Genomic DNA, 21744 nt, shown 5'->3' on the forward strand with positions numbered 1-21744 from the left:
GATGTGATGTCAGGGGCGGATTGTGGGTGGCGCTGGCAAAGGGAAACAGCGGTGAAGGGGACAAGGAGTTTTGCGTGCAAGTCAAAGGAGTGCTGCCTTGCAACTTCCGTCAAAGAAAGCAGGGCTGCCCGCGCCTGATCCACAGGCGTTACTCAACGCACGTCCGTCACCGTCGCTGCGGCCACTTCGGCCAGCCAGGCCAGCAGCGCCTTCATGTGTGGCTGCCGTTCCCGGCCCGGTACGCAGACCACCATGTAGCGCGGCCCCGGCAGGCTGACGTCGGGCCGGAGGGCCGCGAGTTCGCCACGTTGCACGCTATCGGCCACCAGTACGTTGCTGGCGAGCACCAAACCCTGGCCAGCAACGGCGGCGCTCAAGGCAAAATGCTCGTCATCGAATTCGCGCATGCGTGCATGCTCCAGCCAGTCTTGGCAGCCCGCCGCCTCACACCAAAGCTGCCAGCTGATCGAACAGCCTTGCGGGACCTGCCAGCGCAGGTCGATCAACTGGAGCGGTTTGACCTTCATGGTGGCGAGCACCTCAGGCGCGGCATAGACCGCGAAACGCTCCTCCATCAACGGCAGGTTGAACAGCTTCGGGTCGGTGTGGCTGACGGCTCGAATTGCCAGGTCGATGCTCGAATCGCGCAGCAGGTCGACCAGTTCGTTGCCGGTGTCGATGCGCAGGTTGAACGCCTCGAAAGCACGGTAGAAATCGCCCAACCTCGGAATCAGCCAGGCGGCGGCCAGCCCGGGCGTGGTGGACAGGGTCAGGGACTGTGATGCGGTGCCGGGCAGGAAGTGCTCCAGGCTACGACTGATATCCAGGAGTGCGCCATGGGTCTGGCGATAGAGCCGCTCGCCTTGCTCGGTGAGCCTCACGCCCTGCGCGCTGCGCTCGAACAGCAAAGTGCCAAGCCGGGTCTCCAGCACCTTCACCTGGTGGGAAATGGCCGCTGGCGTGACCGAGAGCTCCTCGGCCGCGGCCTTGAAGCTGGTGAGGCGCGCCGCGGCCTCGAAGCTGCGCAACGCGTTGAGCGGAAGCGAAGAGAACACCGACCACCTCGGGGATGAATTGGATTGATGCCCGCTCAATTTATCTCATTTTTCGTGGCGCTCACCGAGCGCTAACGTGGCGGCATCCGCTTTGACTGCCCACAGGTGCACTGCCATGCAAGGTCCCGCCCGGAAGATCGTCCAGGCCGTTCTTTACGAGGCGATCGCCGTCGCTGTGCTGTCACCGGCCATCGCCCTGGTCTACGACAACGGTTTGGCGCATGCCGGCGCGCTGTCGTTGATGCTGTCCGCCAGCGCGCTGGCCTGGAACGTGGTGTACAACTATCTGTTTGAGTTTTGGGAGCGCCGTCAGCCGAAGCGTGTCCGCACCCTCGGCAGGCGCTTGCTGCACTCGGCGGGGTTCGAAGGTGGGTTGGTGCTGTTGCTGGTGCCACTGGTGGCCTGGTGGCTGCAGATTTCCTGGTGGGCGGCGCTGGTGACCGACCTGGGGCTGTTCGTGTTCTTCTTCTTTTATGCGCTGGTGTTTCAGTGGGCGTTCGACCGCGTGTTCGATGTGCCTGTCTCGGCGCAGGGCGAGGTATCGGCCGAGGCTTGTGCGGGGCGAGGGTAGGGCGGCTGCGAGGCGAGGTGCCGAGCCGCCCGGATGCGTCAGTCCTTGCTGGCGTTGAGCTTGCGCAGCTCTTCGTAGGTGGCCGACTGGACGAACCAGAAGCCGGAAACGATGCACCAGCCGAGGCTGCCGACCACGAACACACCCAGGGCTGGCAGGAATCCGCCGGTGAACAGGGTGATGAGGGCGAACAGCCAAATAACGGCCAGGGAGACGTAGAGGACGATGTTGTTGACGCTGATGACGAAGTCTTTCACGAAGCGTATTCCTTGCGGGATATCAAAAGATTGCCCCTCCAGGGGCGCGCGGATGCTATCACATTGCTGCTATCGAGGGCTTGACCCGCGACCGATACCTGCTGTTGAATATGCGCCCTCGAATCCCCGCAACCTTTTGCCAAAGTGGTGAAGCCAGTGCCCTGCGCCATCAAACACGCCTGATACCGACGACGGTCCATCGTGCCTGATGGCTGCCCGTGCTTGCGCGCGGCGGCGCTTCATCCTCGTACCTGCCTGATCCTGTCGTCGGTTTTTCCCTATTTCCAAGGAGAAACCCATGAACATGGATTTTCGTGCCGATGCACATTCCCTCGAACTGCTCAAATACCCCCGCACAGCGCATCTGCAAGGCTCGCGCCTGCAGGACGGCGACAGCGATGCCGGCCAGGTGGCCTATGGCTCGCTGGTCGGCCAATGGCTGGTGGTGGAAGAGAAACTCGACGGTGCCAACGCCGGCATCAGCTTTACCAACGGTGGCGAGCTACGCCTGCAATCGCGTGGCCATTACCTCAGCGGCGGCGGCCGCGAGCGCCAGTTCAACCTGTTCAAGCAGTGGGCCGTGGCCCACGAACACTGGTTGCTCGAGCGTCTTGAAGACCGCTTCGTGCTGTATGGCGAGTGGCTGCACAAGAAGCACTCGGTGTTCTACGACCATCTGCCGCACTTCTTCTGCGAGTTCGACGTGTGGGACCGCGCCACAGGCCAGTTCCTGTCCACCGCGGCGCGCCGACAGCTGCTCGCGGACGGCCCGGTGCTGTCGGTACCGGTGCTGTACGAAGGCCCGGCACCGCGCCGCTACGCAGACTTGATGGCGTTGCTCGGCGACTCGCTGGCCAAGACCGTGCGTTGGCGCGAAGTGTTCGAGCAGGTGGTACGTCGCGAAGGCCTCGACCTGGCCCGCGCCTGGCGCCAATGCGACCGCTCGAGCCGCATGGAGGGGTTGTACCTGAAGCTCGAAGACGAGCGCCAGACTCTGGGCCGGCTCAAGTGGGTGCGCCAGGACTTTGTCCAGGCCATCCTCGACGCCGACCAGCACCATGCCAACCAACCGTTCATACCCAATCAACTGGCCGCCGGCGTCGATCTCTACGCACCGCGCCTGTCCCTGGACTGGCACGGCGAACGCCGCGGCTACTGAAGGAGCTTCCTGAAATGGATATTCGCCAACTGCAACAACTGGTGCCCGACCCCGGGCACGACATGGACAGCGCCGCTTGCCTCGCGGCCATCCCGGCCCTGGCACGCCTGGCCGACACCCCGCAGGATCCGACCTATCACGCCGAGGGCGATGTGTGGGTCCATACCCGCCTGGTGGTCGAAGCGTTGCTGGCGCAGAGCGCCTACCGCGACGCCAGCGCCGAGCAGCGCTTCGTGCTGTTCTTTGCAGCCCTGCTGCATGACATCGCCAAGCCCGACACCACTGTGATCGACCCGCAGACCGGGCGTATCGGCCAACCCGGCCACTCGCGCCGAGGCGCGGTGGATGCACGCCTGCTGCTGTGGCGCGCTGGCGTGCCGTTCGCGCTGCGCGAACAGATCTGCCGGATCATCACTGTGCATCAACTGCCGTTCTTCGCCTTGCAGGGTGACCGCAGCGGACGCAGCGCGGAGTTTCTGCTGCACAAGCTGTCGTGGGAGCTGCCGGTGTGGATGCTCTGCGCGGTGGCCGAGGCCGACATGCAGGGCCGCCACTATGCCGGCAAGGCCGATGTGCTGACCGCCATCGAGCTGTGGCGCGAACTGGCCGCGGAGGAGGGGTGTTTGTACGGCCCACGGCCGTTTGCCGACGACTACACGCGCATTCAGTACCTGCGTGGCGCCCGCGTGCACCCTGACTATGCGCTGCACGAACCCCTGGGCTCCCAGGTGGTGATGCTCTCCGGCCTGCCGGCCAGCGGCAAGGATACCTGGACCGCCCGACACCACCCGGACCTGCCGGTGGTGTCGTTCGACGACGCGCGCCAGGCCCTGGGCCTGCGCCACGGCCAGAACGAAGGCGCGGCCGCGCACTACGCCATCGACCGGGCCAAGGCGCTGTTGCGCGAGCGCAGGCCCTTCGTGTGGAACTCGACACACCTGTCGGCGCAGATGCGCAGCCGTACGCTGGACTTGCTGTACGGCTATGGGGCGCAGGTGGAGATCGTCTATCTGGAGCGGCCGGAGGACGAGATCATGCGGCGTAACCAGCGCCGCGATACGTCGCTGCGCAACGACGATATACGGCGGATGATGTTCAAGTGGGAGGTGCCGCTCCCGACCGAGGCGCATCGGGTGAGGTATGAGGTGGTGACGGGCTGAGCATCGATCAGAAGAATATTGACAAGTTTCGCACTCTTCTGACTTTAGTGCGCTTTTTCAATCTGACGGGCTTGTTCGGAGTTGTCTTAACGGCGAAAAGCGATCAGTTGGCAGCTTGTCCGCTCTAGTGGGAAAACCGCCACAGGCGGGGTATATCGGTCAGGTATGATTTAACACTGGCGTAGCGCTGACTAAGTGCCCTCGCGGTAGCTGCTAAACAAAGGAATGTGAATATGCGGCACTGGTTTGACTCAGGAGTGGCGAAAAGAATCTTCACTGTCTCGTTTCCGTTGATGGGAACGATGGTCGGCAATTTACTGATGATGCTGGTCGACAGACTATGCCTGGCGCACTACTCACAAGATACGCTGGCCGCGTCTGGCCCTGCGGTATTCACAAGCATGGCGATTATCGCGTTTTTCTGTAGCACCGTGGGGGTGGCACGTTCCTTTATTGCGCAGGCGCATGGTCGATCAGGGCTCAGTGCAGCTTCGCGTGAAGCTGCACTGGGGCTGCTCCTTGGTATGGCCTGTGGGGCCCTGCTGTTCATCGCAGCCCCGCTGATCGCGATGATTCCACAGCTCAGCTCTCGACCAGCGCAGATTGTCAACCTGGAGTCGCGGTACATGCTCTGGGCGGCGCTCTTCGGTGGCGTAATGACGATCGACACGGCGCTGTCCTCGTTTTTCAACGGTGTTGGTCGCACCCGCGAAACACTTATAGTGGGAATCATCGGTCAAGTAGTCGACTCGATCTTCACTGTCGGCCTGGTCTTCGGCAAGTTCGGGCTGCCCGAAATGGGCATGACTGGGGCCGCTGTCGGTACATTGATCGGCACGCTGTCCATGCTGGCATGCTATGCCGTAATGCTGCCTCGAGAAGTCTGGCTTGAGGTGATGAACATCTTCATTGCCCGCAGCGAGCACCTAGTGCCGCAGCTGTTTTTCCGGTTGCGTAGAGGTGTTCCCGGTGGCCTATCCGCCGGAGTGGATCAGCTTGGAAACACTGCGTTCATCTGGATTGTGGCGGTACTGGGCGCCAGTGCACTAGCGGCAAACAACGTCAACCTAACCGTGAATTACCTAGGCATCATCCCAATCATCGGTTTAGGCATTGGTTGCAGCATTCTGTGTGCCACTGCAGTGGGCAAGGGGCGCTACACCGAGTTGGCAATGATCTTGCGGGTCACGGTGATCATTGAACTGCTCTACGTCCTGCTGGTTTCCACCGTTCAAATCACTGTGCCGCAGGTCTTGCTCAGGGCATTTGGTGACCTGGGACAAAACGCGCAGACCATGGCCCTGGCCATCGATACACAACGCGTACTGTGGACATTCTCCACCGCTTTTGTCTTCTCGATGACCGGGGCCGCCGTCCTGGAGAGTATTGGCATGGCCCGATTTTCACTGGTCGTGCGCCTGACGCTGATGTGGTGCATGAGCATTCCGTTGATCTATTGCGTTGCCATGAGCAATCGTGACGCCCCGTCGTCGCTAATAACTTGCTGGGTTATTGGTTCGGTGTTCGAACTTTTGATTGGCTTAATTTACTTCTGGCGAATCGCCAAAGCCATTCGGGGGGCCGAAAACCGTCTTCACCTGGAGTCTCATTCAGCTAGCGAGAACGCTTTGTGAGCCTGAATGCGAGCAGGATCTGAACTGCCCTCAGTTTTTTGTCCTGCGATAGATTAGTGATACCTTCGTACGTCTCATCGTGTGGGGGCCGTACATTGCTGGGTCAAGGCAAAGTGGCAGCTTCCGACCCAATGAAGTCACTCCTCAGCCGAGTATCAGCCGTCCTCCTGTGACATGCGCCCCAGCTGTTGTTCATTCGGATGCAAACGACGGTCGCTCGGCGAACCATGCCACCGCCAGCTCCTTGAACGCCTCGGCCGAAGGCGTCAGCGGGTAGCGCTGGTCATGCGCCAGTACGATGCTATGGGTTGGCAGTTTCTCTTGAGTCGGCCGACACACCAGCGCTTGGCCATCGTAACTATGGTCACCAAATGGCCGGGTATAGATCAGCGCCACGCCAAAGCCATTGGCGACGAGGCTGCGCTGCAACTCAAAAGTGCGTACACGGTGCACAACCGCGGGTGAAATGTCGTAGAAGCTGAACAGATCCAGCACATGCTGCCAACTGTGGACCTGATCGGTGACGACCAGGGTGTATTCGGCCAGCGCCTTGAGACTGACGCGCGGCGCCTTGGCCAACGGGTGATCGGCCGACAGCAGCACCTGGGCGGTCAGCTGGCACAGCTGGGTGCATTGAGTGTTTGGCGGTAAACCCAGGTCATAGGTGATGGCCAGCTCTATCGCGCCCTCACTGAGCCGCTTGCCCACATAGTCGAAGCTGCCATCGCGCATATCGACCGTGACCCTTGGGCAGGACTGCTGCATCCGTCGCACGATCTGCGGCAGGCAATAGGGCGCCAGATCTTCAAAACAGCCCACCACCAGTTCCCCGACACACTCTCCTGCATCGGCATTGATCTCGGCAAAGGTCTGGGCCTCTGCCAGCACGCGACGCGCTTGCACCATGACGGTACGACCGAAGGGAGTCAGCGATATGCCAAGACCACGCTGGCGTATGAAGATTGCCTGGCCCAGCACTTCCTCCAGTTCGGTGATGGCCGCCGAGATGGAAGGCTGTGAAACATGAAGCTCCATGGCGGCAGTGGTCAGGTTTCCGTGCTTGGCCGCTGCGAGCGCGTAGCGAAGCTGCCTGAGCGTGAACTTCATAGGTTTTTCCGTGGTGATGCATCAGGACTTATTATTTTATCCTTTTTTATCGTTGTGAAATATTTCTCCTGCGCAGTGATCATCTTGTTTGGGAGCGTCACAATGACAATTACAAAAGCTCTGCTGTCCACGACACTTTCCTTAGGGCTCTTGGCGTGCGCTGGCGCCAGCCAGGCCGCCGGTTGGTGCGAGTCTGGCAAGCCGGTGAAATTCGCCGGTCTGAACTGGGAAAGCGGGATGCTGCTCACTGAGGTGATGCAGTTCGTGCTGAAAAATGGCTATGGCTGTGACACCGACAGCCTGCCGGGTAACTCCATCTCCATGGAGAACGCCCTGAGCAGCAACGATATCCAGGTGTTCGCCGAGGAGTGGGTAGGGCGCAGCGAGGTCTGGAACAAGGCGCAGGCCGCCGGCAAGGTCGTCGGTGTCGGCTCGCCGGTGGTTGGCGCGGTCGAAGGCTGGTATGTGCCGCGTTATGTGATCGAAGGCGATGCCAAGCGCAAACTCGAAGCCAAGGCACCGAACCTCAAGAGCATTGCCGACCTGGGGCAATACGCCCAGGTATTCAAGGACCCGGAAGAACCGGACAAGGGGCGCTTCTACAACTGCCCGGCCGGCTGGACCTGCGAGCTGGACAACAGCCAGATGCTCAAGAGCTATGGCCTGGAAAACACCTACACCAACTTCCGCCCGGGCACCGGCCCGGCACTGGATGCCGCCGTGCTCTCGAGCTACAAGCGTGGCGAGCCGATCCTCTTCTACTACTGGTCGCCAACCCCGCTGATGGGCCAGGCCGACCTGGTCAAGCTGGACGAGAAGCCAGGCGTGGACAAATCCGTGACCATCAAGGTGGGCGTGTCGAAGACCTTCCACGAGCAGGCGCCGGAACTGGTGGCGGTGCTGGAAAAGGTCAACCTGCCGATCGATCTGCTGAACCAGAACCTGGCACGTATGACCAGGGACCGTATCGAGTCGGCGGAACTGGCGAAGGCGTTCCTCAAGGAGCACCCCGAAGTCTGGCACAGCTGGGTCAGCGAAGACGCAGCCAAAAAGGTAGACGCGGCACTCTAAAGGGTGTGGGCCGGTCCGGCGCCTGCCGGGCATGCCACACAGCAGTCCGCTTCACGCACTTGCTCGAGAGAACTCCATGTTTCCCAAAGACTTCACGTTTTCCATTGCCGACTGGGTCAATGGTTGGGTCGATGCGCTGGTCACCAACTACGGTGACGTGTTCCGGCACATTTCCGACACCCTGCTGTGGGCCATCGTCAACCTCGAAGGTTTACTGCGCGCAACACCCTGGTGGCTGATGCTGGCCATCGTCGGCGGTATTGCCTGGCACGCCACCCGCAGAATCGTACCCACTGCAGTGATCGTCGGCTTGCTGTTCCTGGTCGGTGCGGTAGGGCTCTGGGACAAGCTGATGCAGACCCTGGCGCTGATGCTGGTGGCCACGCTGATCTCGGTCCTGGTCGGCATTCCGCTGGGTATCCTGTCGGCGCGCAACGATCGCCTGCGGGCGGTGTTGATGCCGCTGCTCGACATCATGCAGACCATGCCCAGCTTCGTGTACCTGATCCCGGTACTGATGCTGTTCGGCCTGGGCAAGGTGCCGGCGATCTTTGCCACCGTCATCTATGCCGCACCGCCGCTGATTCGCCTGACCGACCTGGGCATTCGCCAGGTGGATGGCGAGGTCATGGAGGCGATCAACGCGTTCGGTGCCAATCGCCTGCAACAACTGTTCGGCGTGCAGCTGCCACTGGCGTTGCCGAGCATCATGGCCGGTATCAACCAGACCACCATGATGGCCCTGTCGATGGTGGTCATCGCCTCGATGATCGGTGCCCGTGGCCTGGGTGAAGACGTCCTGGTCGGCATCCAGACCCTGAACGTGGGCCGCGGCCTCGAAGCGGGCCTGGCCATTGTGATTCTGGCGGTTGTGATCGACCGCATTACCCAGGCCTATGGCCGGCCACGGCATGGGGTGGGCAAATGAGCGCCAAGCAGACGATGAACAAGATCGAAGTCAAGAACGTCTTCAAGATCTTCGGTGCGCGTGCCGAAGATGCCCTGAAACTGATTCGCCAGAGCAAAAGCAAAGAGCAGGTCCTGGCCGAAACCGGTTGTGTGGTGGGGGTAAACGATCTGTCGTTGTCCATCGGCAGCGGCGAGATCTTCGTGATCATGGGGTTGTCGGGCTCGGGCAAGTCGACCCTGGTGCGTCACTTCAACCGCCTGATCGACCCCACCAGCGGCCAGATACTGGTCGATGGGCAAGACATTCTGCAGTACGACATGCAGGCCCTGCGCGAATTCCGCCGGCGCAAGATCAGCATGGTGTTCCAGAGCTTCGGCCTGTTGCCGCACCGCACCGTGCTGGACAACGTCGCCTACGGCCTGAAAGTACGTGGCGAGAGCAAAGCCCTGTGCACGGAGCGAGCCCTGCACTGGATCAACACCGTGGGCCTGAAGGGTTACGAAAAATCGTACCCGCACCAGTTGTCGGGCGGCATGCGCCAACGTGTGGGCCTGGCGCGTGCGTTGGCTGCCGACACCGACATCATCCTGATGGACGAAGCCTTCAGTGCGCTCGACCCGCTGATCCGCGCCGAAATGCAGGACCAGTTGCTGGAGCTGCAAAAGACCCTGCACAAGACCATCGTCTTCATCACCCACGACCTTGACGAAGCGGTGCGCATCGGCAACCGCATTGCCATCCTCAAGGACGGCCGCTTGATCCAGGTAGGCACGCCGAAAGAAATCCTCTACCAGCCTGCGGACGAATACGTCGATCGTTTCGTGCAGCGTCGCGTAGCTTCGCTATAAGGACCCGCGTGTATGTCGTTTGCCGAAAAGATCATCATCGCCGACACGCCCGTTCGCTGGCAGGACGTGGTGGCTGTGGCCCGGCATGGCGCGAAGCTTGAGCTGGCCCCATCGGCCTGGGCGCGGATCGAGAACGCCCAGGCGATTGTCCAGCGCATCGTTTCCAGCGGTGACCGCGCCTATGGCGTCAACACCGGCCTTGGCGCCTTGTGCAATGTCTCGTTGCAGGACGAACAGCTCAGCCAGCTGTCGCACAACACCTTGCTCAGCCATGCCTGCGGCGTGGGTACCGCGCTGTCGGACGAGCAGACCCGGGCGATCATGTGCGCGGCGATCATCAACTTCTGCCAGGGCCGTTCCGGCCTTCAGCGCAAGGTGGTCGAGGCGCTGCTGACCTTGCTCAACCAGCACATCACCCCGCAGGTGCCGAAACAGGGGTCGGTGGGGTACCTGACCCACATGGCTCATATCAGCATCAGTTTGCTGGGCGTCGGCCAGGTCAGCTATCGCGGCCAGATCGTGCCGGCGCAGCAAGCCTTGGCCAAGGTCGGCCTGGCGCCGATCAAACTGGGGGCCAAGGATGGCCTATGCCTGGTCAACGGTACCCCTTGCATGACCGGCCTTAGCTGCCTGTCCTTGGACGATGCCACTCGGCTGAGCCAATGGGCGGATGTTATTGGCGCCATGAGTTTCGAGGCCCTGCGCGGCCAGCTCGATGCCTTCGACCCTGAAATCATTGCGCTAAAACCGCACCCTGGCATGCAGCGCGTGGGCAGCAACTTGCGGCGCCTGCTCGAGGGCAGCGAAATCATTGCCAGCAGCCATGGCATCCGCACCCAGGACGCCTTGAGCATTCGCTCGATCCCGCAGGTGCATGGCGCCGCGCGCGATCAACTGGAACACGCGGCGCGGCAGATCGAGACCGAACTCAACTCCACCACCGACAACCCGATGTTGCTGGGTACACCCGAGTCGTACCGGGTGGTTTCCCAGGCCAATCCGCACGGCCAGTCCGTGGCCATGGCGGCCGACCTGCTGGCGATTGCGGTGGCCGAGATCGGGGCGATTGCCGAGCGCCGTCTCGACCGCCTGATCAACCCGTTGGTCAGCGGTTTGCCGGCCTTCCTGGTCAGTCAGCCGGGGGTGAACTCGGGCATGATGATCGTCCAGTACGTGGCCGCTTCACTGTGTGCCGAAAACCGTCAGTTGGCTCAACCGGCCGTCATCGACAACTACGTTACCTCCGGTCTGCAGGAGGATCACCTGAGCATGGGCACCAATGCTGGGCTGAAGCTGCACCGCGCCCTGGAGAACTGCACGCAGATCCTCGCCATCGAGTACCTGTTGGCGGCCCAGGCCTTCGAGTTCCTCAAGGAGCAGCGCTTTGGCGCCGGTACCAGCATTGCCTGGCGGTTGTTGCGCGAGCGGGTCCCGGCCTATGCCCAGGACCGTTGGCTGGCACCGGATATCGCCAGCAGTGCATCGATCCTGAAAGATCCCGGCCTGCTTGGCGTTGCCTTCCCCGAGCTGCTATGAGCGATGGAGGCAGCAGGAGCGGCGCTCAGAAGGCTGGTATGTAATTGAGGGCCTTATCGCCGGGCTCTCAATGCATCTTGTCATTTGCAATGGCTTAGGGCAGGGTCGATGCCAAGGACAACTCTGCCAAAGGAGCCACACCATGTCGAAGATATATCCCGGTATCGATCCCGAGGGGCTGGTCGAGTATTCGGTGGTCTACACAGACCGCTCGCTCAACCACATGTCCCAGTCGTTTCAGGGTGTGATGAAGAACATTTCAACCACCCTGAAACAGGTCTACAACGCCCAGGCGGTTGCGGTGGTCCCGGGCAGTGGCACGTTCGGCATGGAAGCGGTAGCCCGGCAGTTTGCCACCGGGCAGCAATGCCTGGTGCTGCGCAACGGCTGGTTCAGTTATCGCTGGAGCCAGATCCTTGAAATGGGCAATATCCCGGCGGCCACAACGGTGCTCAAAGCCCGGCCAGTTGAGGCGGGGCGCCAGGCTGCCTACGCCCCGGCCCCTCTGGAAGAAGTGTTGGCGGCCATTGAGTCGCAGAAACCGCAGATTGTCTTCGCCCCCCACGTTGAAACGTCATCAGGGATCATCCTGCCCGATGAATACCTGCGGGCCGTGGGCGACGCCGTGCATGCGGTGGGTGGCCTGTTCGTGCTGGACTGCATCGCCTCAGGCGCGATTTGGGTTGATATGGACAAATGTGCAGTCGACCTGCTGATCAGCGCACCACAGAAAGGCTGGAGCGCCTCACCTTGCTGCGCCCTGGTGATGCTCAGCGCGTTGGCCCTCGAGCGCATCGAGTCGACGCAAAGCACCAGCTTCGCCTGCGACTTGAAGAAGTGGCTGCAGATCATGCAGGCCTATGAGCAGGGAGGCCATGCCTACCATGCGACCATGCCCAGCGATGCCCTGGCGCGATTCAACGAAGTGATGAAAGAGACGCAGGCCTACGGTTTCGACAAGGTCTGCGACGAACAACAGGCCCTGGGTGATAGGGTGCGCGCAATGATGACCCGCAAAGGCATCAAGAGTGTGGCCGCAGCAGGCTTTCAGGCCCCTGGCGTGGTGGTGAGCTATACCGATGATGCCGATATCAAGAGTGGCAAGAAGTTTGCCAGCCAAGGCCTGCAGATAGCCGCCGGCGTACCGTTGCAATGCGACGAGCCGGCCGACTTCCAGACCTTCCGCATCGGGCTGTTCGGGCTCGACAAGCTGCACAATCTCGAGCGCACGGTCAGCACCCTTGAGCAGGCGCTGGACGAGGTGATGGTTAAGTAAGCGCACGGTTGGAGAGCCTGCCATGACAGCTGAGGATGCGAGGTCGCGATTCGAAGCCAAGCTTCTTCGTCCGGCAAAGCCCGGTGATGGCAGGTCGTGGGCGTTCGTGGTGCTTCCGAGGGACGCGAGTGAACGGCTTCCTAGGCGGGGAAGGGCGACTGTTGACGGGACGATCAATGGGCATCCTTTTCGGGCAACCCTTGAACCCGATGGGCAGCTGAGCCATTGGTTGAAGGTCGGTAGCGAGTTACTTGATGCGGCAGGTGTGGCTGTTGGAGATATTGTTACCCTCGAACTGATCCCGGTGAAGAAGGAGCCCGAGCCGGATATCCCAGAAGATTTCGAGAAGGCCCTGGCAACCACACCTGAGGCTCAAAGGGTTTGGAACACTACGACGACCCTCGCGCGGGTGGACTGGATCCACTGGATTACTTCAGCGAAGCAACTCAAGACGCGTGAAAAGCGAATTGGGGATGCCTGCGAGATGCTTGCGGCCGGTAAGAGGGCGGTTTGCTGTTTCGACTCGTCTGGTTACTACAGCAAAGCATTTCGGGCGCCTGAGGCGGAAAATTGACCTGTGATGCAGCTCGGGAATATCCAGGGGCGCAACCAGCCCTTTGATGCCTTATATGTGCTGTGAGTCGGACTTTCCCTCTTCTCTGTAGTCCATTTCCGAAACATACTCCCACCGCCTTCCAGCCATTGCAGCAGCCCCATCAGCCATCTAGTCTCGCCAAGTCGCCGCAAATTAGACGACACGGTTTTGACAGACCGTCCCCTGATATACGGATCATGCGCAACGCTCTATGGCGGCTGTGCGTGGGGCACTTCGGTGCGCCGAGTTCCGATATCCTCGGTCTGTCAACCCACGTACCGCTGCCACCCATTTGTTTGACAGCAGAGATGTGGTAGCTCCAGTCAGATATCGGAGCTTTATCATGTTAAAGATCGTCCCCGATCCACCGCTACACGACAAATACACCACCCACACCCTCGAAGACCTTTTGGTCCAGATCTCCGAATACCTCGTCTGCGCCCTGACCGTCCTGCTGCACGCCAAACCCCCAGGCCAGGTTTTGACCCTCGCCGCCATGCACGAAATCGACAGCGCCCGCACCCTGGTGGAAGTGGCGTTGAGCCGCGTGCAATCCCGGCACTGACCTGGGCTCTCACTTGATGTTCACCGATCAGGCCCCGAGCAGTTCGCGGGGCCGCAGGAGGAAAGGTATGGATAAGGAATTGCAAACCCCAAGCATCAGGAAGCTCGCCACCACTGGCGTCGGGCATTTCGGCGAGGCTGGAGAGGAGGGCGGTCAAGACCCGCTGTTCCGTGTTGTTGCTGGCCATTCGATGGACCATGCGGTTGAACAGGCAACCGTGCTGATGTGTGCAGTGCACAAGATCAGTGATCTGGCCTTGGCGGAGACGGATCATCTGCCTACGTTGCTGACTGCCATGCATTACCTCAGCGGCATGGCCAAGGCGCTGACCCAGGATGTGAATCATGGGTTGATGGTGGGACGGAGGGTTGAATAGGCATGATCTGGCCGCTCTGGTTGGCGCATGCCTGGGGAGCGGCCTTGTGTAGCATGGGCTACAAAGGGAATGCCTGTGCTTGGCCTGCATGAGAACCTGGCATTGCCTGCCCCCAACATCTCCCTGAACTATCGTTCGTAGGTCTCACCACCGGTACTGATCTTGTATATGGTTTCCGAATAAGGCAGGCGCGCAATGATGGTAGTAGCATTCACTACTCCAGCCATGGCCGCCCCCCTGCAAAGCAGACTTACGTAACCTTGGATTCGAACGCACATGGCATCAGCACTATCAATGAAATTCGTCTTGTTGAGGCGGAGCATGATGACTGTTCTGCCTTCCGGTACCGCGCCAATTGGCGGTACGGCGAATATCGTAATCTGGGTGTATACGACCAAACACAGCAAAGCCATACCCGCAGCGATTAGAGCCTTCTTCATGAGTGAGAGTCCTGTCTCGGATTCAGTCTATGCGCTTAACGATGCCGAACCGGCCTTCTTTAAAGTCGCTGGCACGGAGTACATTGGGGGCAGCTTGGTCGCAGCCGTAGGTCGAGTAGCTCACAGGTGGGTTACCAAATCGGTCCGAGCTACGGTCCGCGCAACCTGAAAATGAGGCAACGATGTACAACGGCTTGGTAATTGCCTCATTGGGGACTTGGAGCCCCATAGAGAATCTGATACTCGCCTTGTGAGCGAAGTCATTCGCGTCGTCGTGGTAATTACCCAGAAACGTCGCATGGCTACTCCAGCTGACGAATTCAAAACCCATGACGCCGAGTCGTTTGAGTTGTAAGCGTCCGGCGAACCCACCTTCCGAACTCCAGCATTAAGGGCGATGGTGTCCGCGTATTTTTAAGCGGACGCGATCGTAAGCGTCCGGCTAACTCACATTGCATGAATCAGGCAGGCCCCCATTGATGCGGTAGCAGTTGCCCGATCTCACTGGCCCGCTGTGTCGGTAGCCGCGTCAGCACATCTTTGAGATAGGCATATGGGTCATGCCCGTTCATGCGCGCCGACTGGATCAAACTCATGATTGCCGCCGCGCGTTTGCCGCTGCGCAGCGACCCAGCAAACAACCAGTTCGAGCGACCGAGTGCCCATGGCCGTATCTGGTTCTCTACCTGGTTGTTGTCGATGGGCACAGCCCCATCGTCCAGGTAGCGCGTCAGCGCTCCCCAGCGTTTCAGGCTGTAATCGAGGGCTTTGGCCGTGGCTGATCCGTTGGGTACCTGGTCGCGCTGAGCCAACATCCAGTCATGCAGTGTCTTGATGATCGGTACCGCCATTTCTTGACGTATTCGCCAGCGATCTTCGTCGCTCATGTCCCGTGCTTGGCGCTCGATCTCGTACAAACCGCTGATTGAGTGCAGAGCCTGTTCAGCCAGCTGACTTTTGTTCGCTACGTGCAGGTCGAAAAACTTGCGGCGGGCGTGGGCCATGCAGCCGATTTCAGTGATGCCTTGCTCAAATCCAGCCTTGTAGCCAGCGAAGTCATCGCAGACCAGCTTGCCGTTCCAGTCGCCCAGGAAATTGCGCGCATGTTCGCCAGCACGGCTTGGGCTGAAGTCGTAAACCACCGCGTTGAACGCCGAAAACGGCGTCGTGCTGTAAGCCCAGACATAGGCCCGGTGGGTTTTCTTCTCGCCTGGCGCAAACATTTGAACCGGTGTTTCGTCGGCGTGAATCACGCCCTGGTTCAGCACAGCTTCACGCAACGCATCGACCAGCGGCTGGAGTCGCACGCCGGTTTGTCCAACCCACTGCGCCAAGGTCGAGCGAGCAATCGCCAGCCCGGCACGGCCAAAAATCTTCTCCTGCCGATACAGCGGCAAGTGATCGGCAAACTTGGCCACCATCACGTGGGCCAGCAGGCCTGCGGTCGGAATACCTTTGTCGATAACCTGCGCCGGCACCGGCGCCTGGATCAGGGTTTCGCACTGACGGCAGGCCCATTTGCCCCGCACATGTTGCTCGACGGTAAACACGCCCGGCGTGTAATCCAGCTTCTCGCTGACATCTTCACCGATGCGTTGGAGCTGACAGCCACAGGCGCACTGAGTGTTTTCGGGTTCGTGACGAATCACGGTGCGTGGAAACTGCGGCGGCAAGGGCGCACGTTTCGGGGATTGCCGTGGTTCGGCCTGTGGCGCAGCTGGGAGAAGCTGTTTCAGCTCGGCCTCGATAGCTTCAAGGTCGGTGTCGAGCAGGTCATCCAGCAAGCTGCCTTGCGCCGGGCTGATTTGCTCGCTGCGCTTGGCAAACTTGTGGCGTTTGAGCAGGGCGATTTCGAACTTGAACTGTTCGATGAGGATTTCATCGTTCTGAATTTTCTTGCTCATCGCCTCAACCTGGGATTGCAACTGCAACGCCTGTGCCGCCAAGGCACGAAGCTATTCCGGGGTCATCTGGTCGAGGTTGGGCGAGAAAGTCATGCCGCCGATTGTGCCAGAGCAGGCGCGGGACGACGACAAGTAGACCGGCCAAATGGCCGACGTTTACAGCATGCTGATCACACCGCGGGCGCCAACGCGCTGCCACGGCAGGCCCAGTACCAATGCCTGAAGTTGGTCGTTATCGAGTTCGACCTCGCCGCCATGGCGAATGCCGGGCCAGTGGAACTTGCCTTGGTTCAGTCGTCTCGCTGCGAGCCAGACGCCCACGCCGTCGTGCACCAGCACTTTCATTCGGTTGGCCCGGCGATTGGCGAACAGATAAGCGCAGTGCGGCTTCGCCGCACCGAACACCGCGATTACCCGGGCCAATGCCGTCTCGGTGCCGGCGCGCATGTCCATCGGCTCGGTGGCCAGCCAGATGGCATCGATGCGGATCATTGAGCGACAGCCCGAATAAACTGCGCGCAACCCTCAGGATCCGAGGCTGGCCATTTCACCGTGATCACTTGCCCGGCCACGGGTAACTCAATGATCACTGACGGTTCGGCTGACCGTTTAGGTGCGGCTTTTAGCGGGACGAATGCCGGCAGCGAAGCCGCTGCGGGCTGATCTCGATAAAGCGGCATCCATTTGCGGATGACGTTGGCATTGATGCCGTGGCTGATGGCGACACTGGAAACGGTTGCACCAGGTTGCAGGCATTCCTGGACGACTTGGGCTTTGAACGGTTTCGGATAAGAGCTTCGTTGGCGCATGGAAATCCTGGCGATAAGGGCGTTCGGAAGGTGGGTTCGCCGGACGCTTACCGTGCTCGAGCCTATCCTTGCTGCTGGGGCGCCAGAACGAACTGTAACAGTACTCATATTGGGCCTTACACGCCTCAAATGAAGCGTTGAGCTGAAAGCATTGAGTCCTTTGTGGCCCCTGTTAGGGGCTGCAATTTTCCGTGACCGTATGATCCTCTGCAATCCGACTCGCCGCATGCAGCGGGGATGGAGTCCAACAGGTAGGATGGGCAGCACTGCTGGAGGCGGACATGAAAAAGGATTTTGTCAAAATCTACGAAGACAGCCTTATGCCGTGTTGCTCTGCGCGCCGGTGATGTCACTGCTTTTTAACAAACCCATTGAGAGCACAGGCGCTCTGGCGCTAGTGATGTCAGCCATCGCTAGGGCTTGGAACATGACGTATAACAGGCTCGTCGACCGCTTCGTTCAAAGACCTAGGCTCGACTGGAAAATCTGGCACCGCTTCGTTCATGGTCTTGGATTTGAAGCGGGGATCGTGATTTGGTGTTTACCGCTAGCAGCCTGAGTGCTCGACATCACGCTCCTGAAAGCACTGATGGTTGAGTTGGGTTTCTTTGTTTTCATTCTGCCCTACACGATTGTTTACAACTGGGTATTCGATAAAGCGAACGCGCGCTTCTCAAGCAAAAGCCGCTTGGCAGATGCAAACGCAAATTCCTGAACCGTCCTCACCTGGGGAACGCTTCTCGCGGTTTTGGCAAAGCCACCGCCTCACAGGGCGGTGGCTTCATACGTGTTTTTTTAGCGCATGGCCAGTGGAGTGTAATTGCCTGGATGTTCAGCGATCGAATTTTAGCCGGCCCTGACGGAAGAGTTCGCCGTGCAATTCGACGATTTTTTCGGCGGTCTCGTGAAGGCGTTTGACTACTGAAATGAATTGCTCTGGTTTTTCAATTTCCCATTCTGGAGGGACGGTTTGCCTGTCTGGGATGTGGGTAGGATAGGTATAGGTTGAGATTTGATCCAGGTAGTCACCGATCAACTCATGCAGCTGAGTGCGCATCGTTTCCATCTGCGGATCGATAAACTCGTGCTCGACGTCATCCCATTCATAGTAGAAATGCCTGAGCTGGTCGAGCTGGGAGAGACGCCAGGAAAAGCCGGCCATATTTTGTTCATCAATGAAGCTGATGCTGCCCTTGGAGGGTAGTTCGGTTCTGAAACGCTCGAAAAGCGCGGTGTCAACCGATCGTGGCTGAGATCCGGTAGCGTTGCTGGCATCAGCGGCTTGCGCCCGCGCCCCAAGGGATTGGAAGATCGTGTTCAGCGCCACCACAAACGTACTTGCCAGACCTCTTCTGTGAGGCGCTTTCTCTGCTGCGTCGCTTGCGATAGCGTAAGTCGTAATGCGTTTGGATCTGAGGTCGAATGGCAGCTTCTCTGGCCCGCCGAACGTAGTGTTCATCACCATGATAATGCGGTTCCAGCCCAGGGCCTTGATCGCGTACCCGAGTTCGATCAGCACATTGGGATTCGGTGTCGGCCTGGCTGTCGACGGGTCGATGATCGAAACATCGCACACGAACACTGAGGCGGCATCGATCTTTTCGAAAATGGAGTGGCTGATGTCCGGTGAGCCAGCCAGGCCAAGTGTGTCCCGGTCGATGACCGGCTCAACGTCGGTGGTGTCGTCTTTGTGTATGTCTGCGATCGCCGTTTCCAGCGCCTGCTGAATGAAATTTCGATTGGTGTTGCCGGGGCTGTCGGATTGCCAAGAGTAAAATACGCGGTCGTTCATCTCATCACCAAGGTTGTGTTCAGCGCTGCCTCTACCTTCAAGTACCACCTCGCCCAGAGTCGAGATGGCTTGCTCCCTAAAGGCGGTGCGATCGTCGCATGTGTGCCCACCCGGAGGCCAGCGGGTCGGTGTCGACGAAGAAGTCCAGCTGCTCGGGCTACCGTTGGGCGAGCTACTGGGACATCTTGCGAGCGTGAAAAAGCCACCACCCGCGTGGGGGTGGTGGCTTTAAGGTGCTGAAAGCCGTCAGAACATGTAGTGGTCAACTCATCCCGGACACGGTTTTGAGTTTTTCTTCAGCTTTTGCCGGAGCCAGTCCATCGTTGAATTGATGGGGTCGGATCCAGTTGTAGTGGCTCATCAGATACTGGCTAATGTCTCGTTGAGCTTGCTGCCCGGTCAGGTAGCCCGTGGTCGGTATCCATTCCGATTTCAAGCTGCGAAATACTCGCTCCATCGGCGCATTATCCCAGCAGTTGCCTCGGCGGCTCATGCTCTGGCGCATGCGGTAGCGCCACAGTCTCTGGCGGAACTGACGGCTGCCATATTGCGATCCCTGGTCGGAGTGGAACAGCAGCCCTTGAGGCTTTCCGCGTTGTTCGTAAGCCACGTCCAGCGCTTTGACCACGAGGTCTGCGTCCGGCTTTTCTGATAAGGCCCAGCCCACCACTCTGCGTGCATAGAGATCCAGGACAACTGCCAGATAGTGCCATTTGCCCTGCGCCCAAACGTAAGTGATGTCGCCACACCAGACCTGATTTGGCGCTTCGACATCAAATGCTCGGTTCAAGATGTTCGGAATATCTGGCCGCTCCACTGTGGCCTTTTTGTACGCATGTGATCCTGGCTGCTTGCTGACCAACGCCAGTTCACGCATCAGGCTGCGTACCTTGAACCGCCCGATTTGCTCACCCTCTTCTTGCATCATTGCCTTGATGCTACGGCTGCCGGGCGCACTTCGCCCTCGCGTGAACAACTCATTCACTCGACTGCGCAACCGCAGTCGCTCAACGTCCGGAGTTCGCCTTCTATGACGATGTGCGTAGTAACTTGAGCGAGTGACTTCGAACACTTCGCACAAACAATCAACGGGCTCATGGGCGCTGAGCTGGCGGATCAGCGAGTACGCTCGAGATCTTCCGACATCAAGAGCGCGGTAGCCTTTTTTAGTATCGACTTCTCGCGTTCGAGGCGAGTGATTCGAGCTTCCAGCTCTTGGATTTTTTGTTGCTCTGGCGTCAACGCCTTGCTGGTCGGCGTGATGCCGCCTCGTTCCTGTTGAAGCTGATTAACCCAACGGCGCAGGGCCGACTCGACCAAGCCGAGCGAGCGGGCCGCTTCGGCATGACTGTAGCCTTGGTCGAGCACCAGGCAGGCAGCTTCACGCTTCAACTCAGGGGTAAAGGTACGACGTTGCTTGGTCATCAGACACCTCTCTGTGGCGAGCATTCTCGCCTAAATGGGTGTCCGGTTTCATTAGACCACTACACTTTCGCCTCACGCTCATATAGCTCACTTACATCACCCTGCCGGTTAGACCGAAGACACTCCCAACCCCAGTCAGCACATCGCTGCTCCTCTGCCGCCAGAACCAGCTGCCCCTGCGAGAGGTCAGGCTCCGCAGTGTTAATCCTGAAGGGTTTCCCAATCGCGTAGAAGATATCGAACCCATACTTAAAGTTCAGCATGCCCACCATGACGTGGGTGCGCTTGCTCCAGACCAGCGATTTTCCCCTGCCCACCTGCGTCTGAAAAACCATGAAATTAATTCGGGCAGAGGCTTCGATATACTCATCCACGCGCAGCGCCACTTGCTGACGCGCCTCCATGCCCAGAGGAAAGATCCGATCGACGATGATCCTGATTAGGGAGCGCGCTACCCTCATCACGTGCAGATCCATTGCCACCATCAGCAACACGTGATGGAGAGCAAGAACAATTTTATCCGTCGTCGCCATCTTCACTTGGGCAGACTCACGGAGCAGCCAAATCAAGCACGCCAGCGCATCCAGGTTTGCCTTGCGCACAAGCCGCTTGAGCATCACCGGTGTAACTGGCAAACGAGCGCTCTGAATCACAGGAGCGTCGTCCTCTGGCGAGAAAATGACCGTCTGCACGCTGGGCGCAAGACTTCTCAGGTAGCTCTCACCGCGCATTATTTTCTGATCGGAGAGATCCAGGACAGACCACAGCGGGTGGTTCAGGTCTCGTGATGAGCCATGGCACTTCTCCTCCACAACTCTCAGCAAGCCTGGCTGAGGACGGTGCTTGCCGTCCTCATATCGAATCCACTTGTTCCGGTAACTGCTGATCGAATCGTTTTCGTCACGCCTGAACGATTTGGGTTCAAAGAACTGCTCCAGGCTGTATGCCGTTGCCAGCCCGGTTCGCCGGCGTAAGTTTTCAAACCAAAAGCGGATCGACAAGCTTTTCAGCGACTCATGTCCTGTCACCTCATCCACATTCACAAGATTTCTCTTCGGGACGCGAAACTGCTCAACGATTTCATAAATTCCTTTTTTATCAAGCACCTGCGACTCCATTGACTTACTTTTCTACAGTAAAAAAATAGGCCTATCTTACGGCTCGTGCAACCCCTACGGCTCGACTAGGATGTCCCGCAAGCGCTCTAGAGCAAGCATTTCGATGCAAAAGCTTCTATCAGCAAACGTGTCAAAC

Annotated in this window: 22 protein-coding genes and 1 pseudogene; 13 read left to right on the plus strand and 10 right to left on the minus strand. The window is 59.3% G+C overall.

The window, feature by feature from the left end; all coding sequences use genetic code 11:
- Nucleotides 1-152: 152 nt before the first annotated feature.
- Nucleotides 153-1055: a LysR substrate-binding domain-containing protein gene (locus tag CCOS191_RS13085; protein ID WP_046855578.1), complete on the minus strand. Its 903-nt coding sequence runs from the start codon at nt 1053-1055 to the stop codon at nt 153-155.
- Nucleotides 1056-1170: 115 nt separating this feature from the next.
- Here CCOS191_RS13085 and CCOS191_RS13090 point away from each other — a divergent pair, with 115 nt between their 5' ends.
- Nucleotides 1171-1626, plus strand: coding sequence for a PACE efflux transporter (locus tag CCOS191_RS13090; RefSeq protein ID WP_046855579.1), 456 nt, complete (start codon nt 1171-1173; stop codon nt 1624-1626).
- Between the two features lie 38 nt (nt 1627-1664).
- On the opposite strand, the gene CCOS191_RS13095 is transcribed toward CCOS191_RS13090, so the two are convergent.
- The gene (locus tag CCOS191_RS13095) at nt 1665-1883 is read right to left on the minus strand and encodes a hypothetical protein (protein ID WP_023630431.1); all 219 of its coding nucleotides are present in this window, start codon (nt 1881-1883) and stop codon (nt 1665-1667) included.
- Between the two features lie 298 nt (nt 1884-2181).
- Here CCOS191_RS13095 and CCOS191_RS13100 point away from each other — a divergent pair, with 298 nt between their 5' ends.
- The 3 genes from CCOS191_RS13100 (at nt 2182) to CCOS191_RS13110 (ending at nt 5836) form a co-directional block, all read left to right on the plus strand.
- A complete protein-coding gene (locus tag CCOS191_RS13100) occupies nt 2182-3042 on the plus strand; it encodes an RNA ligase family protein (RefSeq protein ID WP_046855580.1) in 861 nt (286 codons plus the stop codon).
- A gap of 14 nt (nt 3043-3056) precedes the next feature.
- Nucleotides 3057-4202 (plus strand): AAA family ATPase, encoded by a 1146-nt coding sequence (locus CCOS191_RS13105; RefSeq protein ID WP_046855581.1) that lies wholly within the window; start codon nt 3057-3059, stop codon nt 4200-4202.
- Nucleotides 4203-4435: 233 nt separating this feature from the next.
- Nucleotides 4436-5836: an MATE family efflux transporter gene (locus CCOS191_RS13110; RefSeq protein ID WP_046855582.1), complete on the plus strand. Its 1401-nt coding sequence runs from the start codon at nt 4436-4438 to the stop codon at nt 5834-5836.
- Nucleotides 5837-6028: 192 nt separating this feature from the next.
- Here the strand turns inward: CCOS191_RS13110 and CCOS191_RS13115 are convergent, their stop codons facing one another.
- On the minus strand, nt 6029-6943 hold the full coding sequence (locus CCOS191_RS13115) for a LysR family transcriptional regulator (RefSeq protein ID WP_023629001.1): 915 nt from the start codon (nt 6941-6943) through the stop codon (nt 6029-6031).
- Nucleotides 6944-7045: 102 nt separating this feature from the next.
- Between CCOS191_RS13115 and CCOS191_RS13120 the strand changes: the two genes are divergently transcribed.
- The 8 genes from CCOS191_RS13120 to CCOS191_RS13155 all read left to right on the plus strand — a co-directional run bounded on the left by CCOS191_RS13120 (nt 7046) and on the right by CCOS191_RS13155 (nt 14120).
- Complete coding sequence (locus CCOS191_RS13120; protein WP_046855583.1) at nt 7046-8014, plus strand: ABC transporter substrate-binding protein; 969 nt, start codon at nt 7046-7048, stop codon at nt 8012-8014.
- Between the two features lie 76 nt (nt 8015-8090).
- Nucleotides 8091-8942: an ABC transporter permease gene (locus CCOS191_RS13125; protein ID WP_046855584.1), complete on the plus strand. Its 852-nt coding sequence runs from the start codon at nt 8091-8093 to the stop codon at nt 8940-8942.
- Nucleotides 8939-9772: a quaternary amine ABC transporter ATP-binding protein gene (locus CCOS191_RS13130; protein ID WP_052752609.1), complete on the plus strand. Its 834-nt coding sequence runs from the start codon at nt 8939-8941 to the stop codon at nt 9770-9772. Before CCOS191_RS13125 ends, CCOS191_RS13130 begins: the two co-directional genes overlap by 4 nt.
- A gap of 12 nt (nt 9773-9784) precedes the next feature.
- Nucleotides 9785-11308, plus strand: coding sequence for a histidine ammonia-lyase (gene hutH, locus CCOS191_RS13135; RefSeq protein ID WP_046855585.1), 1524 nt, complete (start codon nt 9785-9787; stop codon nt 11306-11308).
- 142 nt (nt 11309-11450) lie between these two features.
- Nucleotides 11451-12584, plus strand: coding sequence for an aminotransferase class V-fold PLP-dependent enzyme (locus CCOS191_RS13140; protein ID WP_046855586.1), 1134 nt, complete (start codon nt 11451-11453; stop codon nt 12582-12584).
- A gap of 22 nt (nt 12585-12606) precedes the next feature.
- Nucleotides 12607-13158 (plus strand): YdeI/OmpD-associated family protein, encoded by a 552-nt coding sequence (locus CCOS191_RS13145; RefSeq protein WP_046855587.1) that lies wholly within the window; start codon nt 12607-12609, stop codon nt 13156-13158.
- Nucleotides 13159-13522: 364 nt separating this feature from the next.
- Complete coding sequence (locus tag CCOS191_RS13150; RefSeq protein WP_046855588.1) at nt 13523-13744, plus strand: hypothetical protein; 222 nt, start codon at nt 13523-13525, stop codon at nt 13742-13744.
- Between the two features lie 67 nt (nt 13745-13811).
- Nucleotides 13812-14120, plus strand: a complete 309-nt coding sequence (locus CCOS191_RS13155; protein WP_046855589.1) for a DUF3077 domain-containing protein — start codon at nt 13812-13814, stop codon at nt 14118-14120.
- A 128-nt stretch (nt 14121-14248) separates the two neighbouring features.
- Here the strand turns inward: CCOS191_RS13155 and CCOS191_RS13160 are convergent, their stop codons facing one another.
- From CCOS191_RS13160 to tnpA, 4 genes are all read right to left on the minus strand, one after another.
- Nucleotides 14249-14560, minus strand: coding sequence for a hypothetical protein (locus CCOS191_RS13160; protein WP_046855590.1), 312 nt, complete (start codon nt 14558-14560; stop codon nt 14249-14251).
- Nucleotides 14561-15021: 461 nt separating this feature from the next.
- A complete protein-coding gene (tnpC, locus tag CCOS191_RS13170; RefSeq protein ID WP_231867494.1) occupies nt 15022-16506 on the minus strand; it encodes an IS66 family transposase in 1485 nt (494 codons plus the stop codon).
- Between the two features lie 114 nt (nt 16507-16620).
- Entirely contained in the window at nt 16621-16956 is a 336-nt protein-coding gene (gene tnpB / locus CCOS191_RS28435; RefSeq protein WP_046855593.1) for an IS66 family insertion sequence element accessory protein TnpB, read from the minus strand.
- Nucleotides 16953-17273, minus strand: a complete 321-nt coding sequence (gene tnpA / locus CCOS191_RS28215) for an IS66-like element accessory protein TnpA (protein WP_172670892.1) — start codon at nt 17271-17273, stop codon at nt 16953-16955. The genes tnpB and tnpA overlap by 4 nt, the downstream gene beginning before the upstream one ends.
- A gap of 325 nt (nt 17274-17598) precedes the next feature.
- Between tnpA and CCOS191_RS27400 the strand changes: the two are divergent.
- A pseudogene (locus CCOS191_RS27400) lies at nt 17599-17988 on the plus strand (PACE efflux transporter).
- A 117-nt stretch (nt 17989-18105) separates the two neighbouring features.
- On the opposite strand, the gene CCOS191_RS13180 reads toward CCOS191_RS27400, so the two are convergent.
- From CCOS191_RS13180 to CCOS191_RS13195, 3 genes are all read right to left on the minus strand, one after another.
- Nucleotides 18106-19065 (minus strand): hypothetical protein, encoded by a 960-nt coding sequence (locus CCOS191_RS13180; RefSeq protein WP_046855594.1) that lies wholly within the window; start codon nt 19063-19065, stop codon nt 18106-18108.
- A 262-nt stretch (nt 19066-19327) separates the two neighbouring features.
- Nucleotides 19328-20490, minus strand: a protein-coding gene (locus tag CCOS191_RS27405) for an IS3 family transposase (protein WP_156177569.1) whose coding sequence is annotated in 2 segments (ribosomal slippage) — nt 19328-20235 and nt 20235-20490 — 1164 coding nt in all. Because the reading frame shifts where the segments join, the coding sequence is not laid out codon by codon here.
- 59 nt (nt 20491-20549) lie between these two features.
- Nucleotides 20550-21596, minus strand: coding sequence for a hypothetical protein (locus CCOS191_RS13195; RefSeq protein WP_156177571.1), 1047 nt, complete (start codon nt 21594-21596; stop codon nt 20550-20552).
- Between the last annotated feature and the right edge of the window lie 148 nt (nt 21597-21744).

The sequence above is a fragment of the Pseudomonas sp. CCOS 191 genome, from assembly GCF_001007005.1.
Lineage (GTDB): Bacteria > Pseudomonadota > Gammaproteobacteria > Pseudomonadales > Pseudomonadaceae > Aquipseudomonas > Aquipseudomonas soli.